This window comes from Desulfobacterales bacterium, from assembly GCA_034520365.1.
Lineage (GTDB): Bacteria > Desulfobacterota > Desulfobacteria > Desulfobacterales > Desulfosalsimonadaceae > M55B175.
In genome coordinates this window covers 530,020-542,596 of sequence record JAXHNP010000006.1, presented here as the reverse complement: position 1 = coordinate 542,596, position 12,577 = coordinate 530,020, and the positions used below count along the sequence as shown (strand labels likewise).

6 protein-coding genes are annotated in these 12,577 nt (G+C 52.8%); 1 reads left to right on the top strand and 5 read right to left on the bottom strand.

Annotation, left to right across the window (positions count from 1 at the left end):
• Window positions 1-160: 160 nt before the first annotated feature.
• Window positions 161-901, bottom strand: coding sequence for an outer membrane lipoprotein-sorting protein (locus tag U5L07_10515; GenBank protein ID MDZ7832173.1), 741 nt, complete (start codon window positions 899-901; stop codon window positions 161-163).
• Window positions 891-3,629, bottom strand: a complete 2,739-nt coding sequence (locus U5L07_10510) for an efflux RND transporter permease subunit (GenBank protein MDZ7832172.1) — start codon at window positions 3,627-3,629, stop codon at window positions 891-893. The genes U5L07_10515 and U5L07_10510 overlap by 11 nt, the downstream gene beginning before the upstream one ends.
• 728 nt (window positions 3,630-4,357) lie before the next feature.
• On the opposite strand from U5L07_10510, the gene U5L07_10505 reads away from it, so the two are divergent.
• The gene (locus tag U5L07_10505) at window positions 4,358-6,985 is read left to right on the top strand and encodes an MMPL family transporter (GenBank protein MDZ7832171.1); all 2,628 of its coding nucleotides are present in this window, start codon (window positions 4,358-4,360) and stop codon (window positions 6,983-6,985) included.
• On the opposite strand, the gene U5L07_10500 is transcribed toward U5L07_10505, so the two are convergent.
• From U5L07_10500 to U5L07_10490, 3 genes are all read right to left on the bottom strand, one after another.
• Window positions 6,966-7,610, bottom strand: coding sequence for a YkgJ family cysteine cluster protein (locus U5L07_10500; protein ID MDZ7832170.1), 645 nt, complete (start codon window positions 7,608-7,610; stop codon window positions 6,966-6,968). The two genes, U5L07_10505 and U5L07_10500, sit on opposite strands and share 20 nt — an antisense overlap.
• A 255-nt stretch (window positions 7,611-7,865) precedes the next feature.
• Window positions 7,866-11,420 (bottom strand): pyruvate:ferredoxin (flavodoxin) oxidoreductase, encoded by a 3,555-nt coding sequence (gene nifJ / locus U5L07_10495; GenBank protein ID MDZ7832169.1) that lies wholly within the window; start codon window positions 11,418-11,420, stop codon window positions 7,866-7,868.
• A gap of 231 nt (window positions 11,421-11,651) precedes the next feature.
• Window positions 11,652-12,569: a helix-turn-helix transcriptional regulator gene (locus U5L07_10490; protein MDZ7832168.1), complete on the bottom strand. Its 918-nt coding sequence runs from the start codon at window positions 12,567-12,569 to the stop codon at window positions 11,652-11,654.
• Between the last annotated feature and the right edge of the window lie 8 nt (window positions 12,570-12,577).

The following is a 12,577-nucleotide window of genomic DNA, read 5'->3' as shown; positions in this document are numbered from 1 at the left end:
AAAACCCGCAGACTGCGCCGGCATTCAATCGATCGACGGAATCGCCCCCGCAATGATGTTTCCCGGCTGGTCCGGCTGGTATGGATGGCCAATTCTCCCCGCTGAGTATGGTGCGCCCCCGGCAAATCTTAAGCCGCGGGCGGGTTGGTATGGACTTTTTTTACCGCAGCGCCTCTTTCTTAAATTTTATGTCATCAATATCGATATTATACTTAATTCCCTTTAAAATCAATTCCGTCCGGCCCTTGCCGTCCGCCCGCTTCATAACGGCCTTATGGGGGGTGAGGATGCCGTCAATTTTTTTGACATGATGGTTTTCCAGAAACTTGTGGAACTCCCCGTCCAGATAAAAATCGATGCGGCTGACGAAATAGTCCGATTTGCGGGGGTAGAAGACCACCTTATCGTAGACTTTCTCCCCGACTTTTTTCACACCCGCCACCTTATAGCAGGGCTCGCCCACTGCCTCTGCCTCGCCGATTTTTTCGAATTCATAATCGTCGATCTTTACAGAGGTCAGGTCCTCATAGTAGAAATGGGAGTTGACAAACGGTTTGCCCTTGCTTGAAGAGGCAATCCGTTTTACCCGTCCGGAGGAGAGCCTCAGCCACTGATCATCATCCTTGCCTTTATAGGAATGGGTCAGAAGTTTTATCTTGGTGGGCCGAATAAACTCGATCAGCGCCTTGTCTTCGTCATTTTCATACTGCTTCATCTGCAGGATAAATTCCTTTTCCAAAACGCGCCCGCCCTTGTGAATCAGCATTAATATTTTACTGGCCGCGGTATCCGCCTCCGGCAGGTCGTCGCTTTTTTCCATAATCTCCCGGCCGGTCATGGCAGAAGCGGACTGGGCCATGAAAAAAACCAAAATTAAAACCAGAAAAATCCTATTTCTCATTGCTGCCCTCCTTGAATTGATGACGGATGAATGCGATTAAACTCACCTGCGCAGCGGCATAATGGGGCGATGGCTGCAGCGGCCGCGCGGCGGGGACATCTCCGGACGAAGGTACCGGCATCGGGCAGATCGCCTTGCCGGTCAGTTTTACACCGGTGAGCTTGATGGCCGCCGGCAGGACCACCAGCGCGCCCAGTGTGGTGGCCACCATGGTAACGGCCATCAGCAGGCCGAAAAGCATCAGGGGCTTGAACGGGGAGAGCTCCAGCACGGAAAATCCGCATATAAGCGCCAGCGAGGTGAATATGATCGCTTTACCGGCGACCTCGAGCGTTTTCCGAATGGCCGTGTCCACATCCTCCCCCCATTTCCGGTAACAACGGAACGTATTTAAAAAATGAATGGTGTCATCCACCCCGATACCGATGGTGATGGCGGCGATAATCGACGTGGCGATATCCAGCTGAATCCCGAACCAGCCCATAATACCGAAATTGATCATAACAGCAACGCTCAGGGGAATCAAGGAAAGCAGTGCCGCCCGGAAATTTCTTAAGAGCAAAAGCACCACAACGGCGATCACCCCAAAGGTCAGAAACAGGCTCTGGAGCTGGCCGCCCACGATATAGTCGATGCTTTTTATAAGCATCTTGGGATGCCCGGTAATTTCGTAATCATACCCCTTGGGAAGCGTCTGGTCGAGATGGGTCGATATGCGGCTGAAAATATGCTTGAGTCCCGCAGACCCAATGAGCTGGCCGTTTTTCTGGTTTAAACGGGCAATGACGTTTGAGGTCTGGAAAAACGGATCGACATAGGGCTCAAACCGGTCCACGCGGCCGTCTGAATTGGCATCCGTCCCGGAGAAAATTTCCAGGTAGTCCATCACATCCCATTTATTTTCCGGGATCCTGAAATATGCCGGATCATCATTGTGCATGGCCATGTGCATGGTTTTGATAAAATCGGAGAAGGCATCGGTCCGGCCGATGCAAAGATCCGAGTTGGATTCCGCTTCCAGCCATCTGCGAAACTCTTCAACGGTCTGCAAAAACTCGGGCGACTTGACGCCGTTTATTTCGCCTGAGTCGATTAGTATCATAAACCCCCACCGGCCGCCGTATTTATCCCCGATAATTTTGGCAGTGGTGCGGATCGGGTCCTCCGTCTTGAAATACTGGAGCAGTTCGGTTTCCACCTTAAGCCTGGTGAGGCCGAAAACCGAGGCAATGATTAAAATCAGCACAACCGCCAATACTTTACGGTAGTGGGCGACAGAAGCCTTCACCATGAGCCTGATCACCCCATCAATAACTGAAGCCCCGCCGGCCTTGTCCCGCTTCTTTTTAAGCTTTACGCCCGCCCGGTGGGGCATGAGTTCCAGGCCGGCCGGAATAATGGTTGCGGAAATCAATACGGCAAACATAATCCCCAAAGCGCAGAAAATCCCCCAGTCCCGGATGGCGCTCAGTTGATGGGTCGCAAGGGTCATAAAGGCCACAAATGTGGTCAGTCCGGTAAGCAGCACGGTGACCGAAATATGGCTCATGGAATGCTGGAGCCCGGCCCTTTTGCCTTTTCGGGTGATCTGATCAAACTCCGCGTAATACTGATTCAGAATATGAATCCCGTAGGAACTGCCCACCGCGATCATCAACACCGGAATCGAGACCCCCACGGTGGTGATATTAACCCCGAGATACCCCATAAGGCCAAGGATCCAGATCGTTGACATGGACAGGGTGAGAAACGGGAGCACAACGCCCCGCAATGACCTGAAGTTGATGAAGAAAATGATCACCGCCACCAGCATGACCAGGGGCACCAGCCGGGAAAGATCCCGCTGCATATAATTGTTCATCCAGATATAGACAATGGGCTCGCCCTGGGCAATAATATCGAGTTCGTCATGGCTGTTAACGATTTCAAGGATTTCCCGGGCAATCGGGTCAGAGTTTGAGATGTCCGGAAACCGGATGATAAAGCCCAGATCCGTGATGCTGCCGTTTTCATCCGTGGCGTAAATCCCTTTTTCAAATACCGGATTGCGCTTGAGGCTGGAGATAAAGGTGTTGAACATAGCGGCGGTATCGGGCAGTATCCGGTTGCCGTGCGCGTCGGTTTCAATCAGCCGGACCTCTTCCAGCATATCATTTGCCCCGGAGATGTCGCGGACGGTAAGCGGGGAGATGATCTCATCGATCATTTCCCGCGATTTTAGCTCTCTGGCGGAAGCCGCCGACTGTTTTAACCGGCCGGCCATGCGGGCGCCCACCATTCCGCCATCCCAGCCAAGGACGGAGAGCTTTCGCCGCAGAAGGCGCTGAAAAGCGGGATCACCTGAAAACCGGTCCAAAAATGCCGCCTCTGTCATCGGGACGTCTGCAAGGACCGCGCTTAACCGCTCCATTCGGCGCGCCTCCAGGTTTTCGTCATAATCCTGGTAAGCCTCGAGATCGATCAGCAACCGGTTGATTTTTTTAAAGGTCTCATGCTGCCATAAATTTTTGTGGGATACCGATAAAATCACGAATGTATCCACATCCCCGTATATCTCTTTGACCTGTTCGTAATGCTTATAGGCCGGATCGGTTTTGGGCAGAAATGTGGAAATGGAGGTGTCAAACCGCAAATTGGCAATGCCTGCCGCCAGAACCAGCGTAATGATCATACAGCCTGCCAGCATGGCAATGGGGTGATTTAACACAAAACGGATATATCGGTTCATATGAACCTCCCGAGGATTATGACTGATCCGTCAGTCATAGATTTCCACAAAAAAATCGGCTTTCCCGCCAGCCCATTAATTACACCTATGTATATATTTTACATGTTTGAACGAACCTTCTAAGTAACTTCACGGGTATTAGGTTTTGGGTATTAGGTATTAGGTTAATGAAATCAAGAATTTATGGTCGGCACGGTGGCCGACCCTACGATGAATCGGGTTTTCCCCCATTCGTAGGGCGAGCCACCGTGCCCGCCTGAAAAATAGATAGAACAAATTTACCGTGCCTCAGTGCCTTTAAAGTTATTTTTAGGCTCGGTCCCGGGCGCACGGCCCGGGGGGAATACTTCTTATTATCAATGACTGATACGTCAGTCAATATTTTTTTATTCCTAAATTGAGCGATTTTCAAGTTTGCCGCAGATACAAGGAAAATGATGTCGAGCTATAGTGGCCTATGTGAGACATCATTTGACGCAGTAGATGCGGTGAAATTGAAAATCCCGGAGGGTTTCAAATTTTTGAACTGAAAATGATTCAATACCTTAAGGTTAATGTAAAAATTAAATTTTCAAAAATTTGAAACGCTCAATTTAGGTATTCTCATAGACGAATAAGCGCTTGATCTGATATAAGAAAGTATTGCTTCTTTGCGGACTATCTAATCGCCGGTTTTATGCGGATGACCGCCGGCTTGCCTGACAACCCGAAAAAAACTGAATCCGCCCATGATTAATGCCTATCTAAAACTGGTGCTCAGGGCCCCCGCCCTGTTTATTCTGCTGCTGCTGCTGATCTCCGCCCTCCTTTTAACGGGCCTGAAAGATCTCCGGTTTGATCATTCCATCGAAGCCTTCATGCCCAAAGATGATCCGGAATACATTGAATATGAGCAGGCGAAAAAAACCTTTGGCGACAACAGCCGGTTTCTGATCATGGCGGTCACCCACAAGGATCTCTGGTCGGTTCCGGCATTTGAAGCATTCCACCGGTTCCTGAAGGATATTGAGGCCTACAAGGAATTTAACCAAGAAACGGCCGAAGAACAGATTGAACGGTTTAATCAAATCATCCGCCGGCCGGATGTCTCCTTCAAAAATATCATTGCCGCCTTTTCGGATGATCCGGGGTTTGTGCGGCTGCTTAAACGAAAAACGCCAGGCAAGTGGAAAAATAATCAGCCCCTTCCGCCGAAAGCCATCAGCCGGCTCGAACAGGCCCTCCGCCAGGATTTTGAACTCCGGCGGGCCGAGATGATCGACACCGTTTTATCGCCTTTTACCTCAAACGATATTACCGGAAAAAACGATATCCTGGAGACCTACCATCTGCTGGGCAAAAACGATCCGGGCGAGCGCGTCATCCCCCAGAACCGTGAAGAAATCACCCGGTTTAAAGAGCGCCTGAAACGGAACCCGGCGTTTAAAAACGGCATTTACGCCGCTGACCCGGAGACCGGGAAAATCACGGATTTCGGGGTAGTTGTCAAATTCGCCAAAACTGAAAACCGACCGGCAATGGTGGGTGAAATCATCGAGATCACAGAATTTCATGACCGCCTGGATATTGTCATGTCCGGTGTCCCCTATGTGAGCCGGCAGTTCAATACCTATATGGAGAACGACCTGTATCGCACCACCCCGTTGGTGCTGCTTGTGGTCACCCTGATTTTTTTCCTGAACTTCAAGTCTTTTCGAGGGGTTATCCTGCCGCTGGCCACGCTGACGATGGCTGAAATATGGACATTGGGGCTGATGGGCCATCTAGGCCGGCCCATCACCGCCATCGGCATCACCCTGCCGCCGCTCTTGATCGCGGTGGGAAGCTCCTACGCCATCCACTTGCTCAATCAATATTACGCGGATTTCAACCTGATCTCGCCGCAGACCAAGCGAGAGGGACTGCGGACCGCCATGTCACACATCAGCGTGACCGTCACCCTGGCCGGCCTGACAACCGCGGCGGCGTTTTTTACCCTGCTTTCCAGCCAGGTGAGCGCGATCCAGGAGTGGGCGATCTTTTCCGGGGTGGGAATCATGTTTGCCGTTTTTATCGCCATCACCCTGATCCCCGCCTTACTCGCCTATCTGCCCCATCGCTACCCGTCCCGGTTTATCAGCAGAAAAATATCCACGGGCCCCACCCTGGTGGACCGTCTGCTGGCGGCTTCAGCCCGCGGGGCGGTATATCATTATAAAAAAATCTATGCGGTGGTTTTCCTCATCCTCGCGGTTTCCATTGCCGGCATGACGCACCTGCGGGTGGATACGGAATTCCTCCACTACTTTAGGGAAAGTGATCCGGTGCGCCAGAACGGCGAAATAATCGGGGATAAATTCGGCGGCGGGTGGGGGTTTAACATTATCATTGATTCCGGCGAAACCAACGGCGTCAAGTCGCCAAAGTTTTTAAAAACCATTGAAAACCTGCGCAGCTGGCTGGTTTCCGAAAAAAATGCCGATTTAAACATCGGCCGTACGGACGCATTCACCGATTTTATCAAGCGCATGCACATGGCCATGAATAACGGGGACCGCTCCTATTTCAGGATTCCGAACAACCGGCTGACCATCATGGATTATTTGGAAATCTACGCCGGCGAGGATAAAGACTCGGACGGGGTATATGATGATTTTGAATCCTTTGTGGATGTTTTCTACCAAAAGACCAATGTGCTGGCGCGCCTGACCCGGAAGCAGGCGGACCGGCTGGGCACCACGGAAATACAATACATTCTGAGCAAGGTGGAGGCGCATCTGGATAAGCACCTGCCGGCCAATTATACTTACACCGTGACCGGCTATCCGGCGATAAACGTCAAACTCGCCCATTACGTGGTGATGGGTCAGCTCTGGGGGCTTGCTTTATCCCTGGTGTTTGTGATGGGCGTGATCATCGTCTTGTTTCGAAAAATCACGGCCGGCCCATTGGCATTAATCGATATGGGGGTCACCATCCTGATCAACTTCGGCATCATGGGCTGGTTCGGAATCGAGCTGGACATGGTGACCTCGGTGATTGCCACCATCACCATCGGCATTGGGGTGGATGATACGATTCATTTCCTCAATACTTACCGGGCCTATCACCCGCGTACTTCGAATGTTGCGGAAACAATCGAGAAAACCCTGTTTGTGGCCGGCAAGGCCATCGTGTTCACTTCCCTGGCCCTGACCTTTGGCTTCCTCTCCATGGTAACCTCCAATTTTCTGCCGATCATCCTGTTCAGCCTGCTGATCGCGCTGACCATGATCAACACGACCATCGGCTCAATTCTGCTGATTCCGGCAGCCATCCGGCTGACGGGCATTGATCTGGACCGGCCGGACCGGATTTTCAGGTCCGCTCAATCTTGACCCCGAACTGCTTCTGCAGGATCTCCGCCAGCGGCCGGCCCAGCAGAAAATCCAGCAGATCCGCGGGCACATGGCCCTTATCAACGGCAAGGTTTCGAAGCTGGGCGTCATAATTAATGATCTCGGTTAATTCGGCGGCAGCGGATGCGTCCCCGGATTCCCGCTTTTCCACCAGTTCATGGATAAACTGAAAATGACACCGCTCCTCATGGGCGATAATCAGCTCCCGGAGCCACTCCGAATTGACAAGAATCTCCCGTCTTGACAGGCGCTCCCCGGCATAGGCTTCCTGGAGCGCGGTATTATCCCAGCAGGCCTGCAGCCGGCATTCCATGGGGCGGCTATCATAGATCCTGCAGGCGTGATTGGTGTCATCATAAAAAACACAGGCGGTGTCATCCGCCCGGCTTTTGATTTTAATAATATCGGTGGTGACCTGAAACAGGCCGCCGTTTACGTTATCATAGGCGCGCTCGCCCGGTCGGATGGTATAGAGACAGTTTAACGGAATGCTGCCGTTTAGAATCAATTCAGCGTCCGACTCATGAAGTGCCGGCCCGCCCCGCATGCAGCATTCGCCGCAGCGCTGACAGACTTTATGGTTTTGCTGAGATGGGTTCTTCATTGTCCGCTATATAAAAAGGGCATTAATTTTAGCCTTTCGATGCTGTCATTTCGAGGAACGCCAGTGACGAGAAATCTTGAAAAACTAATAATTATAAGATTTCTCGCTGGCGCTCGAAATGACAACCGAACCGAATTTCACTCTTAAGTTAATGGCGCTGTATGCGCAATTATTTATTATATCGTCATGAATAGAGGAGGTTTCAGCGTTCAGGCCCTGAAACCTGAAACCTGAACACTGAAACCTTTATTACGTTTACTCTTCTTTTTCCGCTTCGCCTTCCTTGCAGACCACGGTGGGATCGGCCAGCTGCTTCAGGGTCTTGTACCGATGGTTAATTTCCTCCTCGATCTGCTTCCGGAGCTTCTTTGATTCGCCCGGAAACGTCTTTTCCAGGGAGGCAAACCGGTTTTCGCCGGCCAGAAAATCCTGGATGGTGCCGTCCGGATCCTTGGATTCCAGCGTAAACGGATTTTTGCCCTCTTTTTCCAGCAGCGGATTATACCGATACATCGGCCAGTAGCCGGAATCCACGGCCAGCTTCTCCTCGGCCTGGCTCTTGCCCATACCAGCCTTCAATCCCTGGTTGATGCAGGGTGCATAGCAGATAATCAAAGACGGCCCGGGATAGCGGTCGGCTTCCAGAAACGCCTTAAGGGTCTGCTGTTTGCTTGCGCCCATGGCAATAGAGGCCACATATACATAGCCATAGGTCATGGCAATCCGGCCCAAATCTTTTTTGCCGGTCTTTTTGCCGGAAGCGGCGAACTTGGCCACCGCGCCGGTGGGCGTGGCCTTGGAAGACTGCCCGCCGGTATTGGAGTAGACCTCGGTGTCCATGACCAGAATGTTGATGTCCTCGCCGGAGGCCAGCACATGATCCAGACCGCCGTATCCGATATCATAGGCCCAGCCGTCGCCGCCAAAGACCCATATGGATTTCTTGACCAGCAGATCGCCCATTTCATAGATGGCATCCAGTACCGGATCCGAATCCACGCCGGCAATCAGCTGTTCAATCTCGCGGCCGTAGCTGGCTGATTTTTCCGCATCATACATACTGTCCAGCCAGCCGGACATGGCGTCTTTTAAGTCCTTGGGCAGATCCTTCTCCAATGCCTCGCGCATCAGATCCGCCAGTTTATTCCGGCGCTGATGATAGGCCATGGTCATACCGTAGCCGAATTCCGCGGCATCCTCAAACAGCGAGTTGCCCCAGGCCGGGCCATGGCCGTCTTCATTGGTGCAATAGGGCACGGACGGTGCGGAAGCGCCCCAGATGGAACTGCAGCCCGTGGCATTGGAGATAATCATCCGCTCGCCAAAGAGCTGGGTCAACAGCTTTGCATAAGGCGTTTCTCCGCATCCGGCGCAGGCGCCCGAGTACTCCAGCAGCGGCTGACAGAACTGGCTGCCCTTGACGGATTCCCGTTTGACCAGGTCGTCCCTTGTCGGCAGGGTTTCCGCAAATTCCTGGTTGGGCACCTGGGTGGGCGCCTGGGTATTGAGCGGCCGCATGACCAGCGCCGGCTTCTTGGCCGGGCAGATATCCGCGCAGTTGCCGCAGCCCTGGCAGTCCAGGGGGTGGACCTGCATGCGGAATTGATACCCTTTGAGCTCTTTGCCGGTGGCCGGCTTGGTTTCAAAATCGGCCGGCGCCTCTTTTAATTCTTCGTCCGTGACCAGCACCGGCCGAATGGCCGCATGCGGGCAGACGAACGCGCACTGATTGCACTGGATGCAGTTTTCCGGAACCCATTCCGGCACATTGATGGCCACCCCGCGCTTTTCATACCTGGTGGTCCCCAGCGGGAAGATGCCGTCCGGCTCAAAGGCGCTCACCGGCAGTTCATCCCCCTTCTGCTCAACCATGGGGCGCATCACGTTTTTGACAAACTCCGGCTCCTCCTTTCGGGTCAGCGGCTCTTTGACTTCATCCACCGCATCCTTCCAGGATTCCGGATAATTTATCTCGATCACGTTCTCCAGCGTATGGTCCACCGCGTCGATATTCATCCGGACGACTTTCTCGCCCTTTTTCCCGTAGGTCTTTTCAATATCTTTTTTGAGATAATCAATCGCCTCATCAAAGGGCAGCACGTTGGCCGACTTGAAAAACGCGGTCTGCATGATCATGTTGATCCGCCCGCCGAGCCCCGCGGATTCCGCGATTTTAATGGCATCCACATTGTAGAATTTAAGTTTTTTGCGGGCAATGGTGCGCCGCATATGGGCCGGCAGGGTATTTTCCATATCCTCCAAGGTCCAGGGCGAATTGAGCACAAACGTGCCGCCCTCCTTGATGCCTTCGAGGACATCATAGAGCTGCACATAGCTCGGATTGTGGCAGGCGATGTAATCGGCGGTGTTGACCCGGTAGGTGGATAGAATCGGATGGTTGCTGAAGCGCAGGTGGGATACGGTCAGCCCGCCGGATTTCTTGGCATCATAGGAGAAATAGCCCTGGGCGTATTGATCCGTATGATCGCCGATGATTTTAATGGCGCTCTTGTTTGCGCCCACGGTCCCGTCAGAGCCAAGCCCCCAGAACATACACTGCACCGTGCCCTCCGGCGTGGGGTCAAAGTCCTCTTTCTGCGGCAGCGACGTATGGGCCACATCATCCTTAATCCCCACGGTGAAATGATTCCTGGGGCCCAGGGAGGCCATGTTGTCATAGACCGCCTTGACCATAGCCGGCGTGAACTCCTTGGAGCCCAGCCCATAGCGGCCGGCGGTGATAATCGGCATGTCGCCGTATTCCTTGAATGCCGTGCAGACATCCATGTAAAGCGGATCGCCAATGGCGCCGGGCTCCTTGGTGCGATCCAGCACCGTAATATGCTCCACACTGGCCGGCAGGGCCCGCATAAAATGATCGATGGAAAAGGGGCGATAGAGCCGAACCTTGACCAGGCCCAGCTTTTCCCCGCGTTTGTTCAGGTAATTGATCACCTCTTCAATGGTTTCCGCTCCGGAGCCCATGGCCACAATCACCCGTTCGGCATCCGGATGGCCGACATAATCAAACAGGTTATAGCGCCGGCCCAGCAAGTTACTCACCCGATCCATATATTCATCCACGATGGGCACGATATCCTCGTAGAAGGGGTTGGCCGCCTCCCGGTTCTGGAAAAAGATATCCGGATTCTGGGCGGTTCCCCGGATGTGCGGGTGTTCGGGGTTCATGGCCCGGCTGCGGAAATCCTCGATCGCATCAAAGTTGACCAGGCTGGCGATGTCATCATAGCTGATCATTTCGATTTTCTGGATTTCACTGGATGTCCGGAACCCGTCAAAAAAGTGCAGGAAGGGCAGACTCCCGTCGATTGCGGAAAGATGCGATACCAGGGCCATATCCATGACTTCCTGAACCGATCCGGAGGCAATTTCGGCAAAACCGGTCTGACGAACCGCCATCACATCGCTGTGATCGCCAAAGATCGAAAGCGCATGACCGGCCACCGAGCGGGCAGACACATGGAACACAGCCGGCAGCAGCTCACCGGAGATTTTATACATATTGGGAATCATCAAAAGCAGCCCCTGGGAGGCGGTAAATGTGGTGGTAAGCGCGCCTGCGGCCAGGGCGCCGTGCACCGCACCGGCCGCGCCGGCCTCGGATTGAAGCTGCTTGACGTTCAGGGTCTGGCCGAAGATATTTTTGCGGCCCTGGGCGGACCATTCATCTGCCACCTCTCCCATTGACGAAGACGGGGTGATGGGATATATTGCCGCTGTGTCACTTAAGGCATATGCCACGTGCACGGCTGCGGTATTCCCATCAATAGTTTGCATTTCTTTTGCCATAATCCATTCACTCCATTATTGCTGTTAAGCGGTTAAATTTTCTAATCCTGATAAATTTTACACAATACCTTAAAGCTAATAAAATTAGCCAAATTGTCCAATTGTGTAAAGCATAAAATTTGAAATCCAGCGCCGAACCTGTAAGTAACTTTTGCTGTGAGGTAAATACACTGAGGTACTGAGGCACTAAGGTACTAAGGCACTAAGGTACTAAGGCACTGAGGGAGGACTTTACTCCTTGCTCTCCTGGGAATACACCATCTTGCCGGCTCTCCCCACATCATAGCCGTCAATGGACTGGGCCATATCTTTGAATTCAGGGCTCAGAAGAAGCCCCAGGAAATTCTGGACTCCTTTGTCAAAAAACCGCTCCCGGGTAATCAAAAGATCGTAGCGTTCCCAGCGAATCGGAATAAAATCGAGCCCCAGAAGTGAAGCTGCGGGCCGTATGCCGGGCCCCGCGTCAGCTCTGCCGGATAAAACCGCAATACCGACGTCCATGTGGCTTGCCACTTCATGGTCGTAGCCGGCTATTTTCCCGACCCGGATTCCCTCTTTTTTGAGTTCCCGGTCAAGGAGCAATCGCGTTCCGGTAGACAGGGACCGGTTGACAATTTTGATGCCGGCCCGGCCCAAATCCTTTACCGACTGAATCGATTTGGGATTGCCCGGCTGAATGAGAATCCCCTGCTCCCGGCGGCAGAAATTAACCACGGCCGGCAGTTGAGCGAATTCCTGGCCTGCGAAATCAAAATTATAGTCAGTTCCGTTTTCCTGAAGCAGATGACTGCCGGCCATATGGCACAGATTCCGGCGGAGGGCCCGCAGGCCGCCCATACTCCCGATATTGGCAAACACGGCGATTTCTTCCGGAAAGCTCTTGTTAAACAGGGCGATGGTTCGCTCCAGCAGCAGATCATTGCTGCCGGTTATGATCAGCAGGCCTTCGTAAGAGGGCAGCGAGGCGGTCGCCCGCGGATAATTCAAAGTATTGGTTTCAATCCACTGCTCCACCAGGTCAAGCGGAAACAGCCATTTGCCGGTTACCTTGGTTGCCGGAAGGCCCTTTTCCGCAACGAGTGAATACACCATCTTTTCATTAACGCCCAAGAATTCGGCAACTTCCTTTGTTGACAAAAGCTTTTTCATGGGCACCG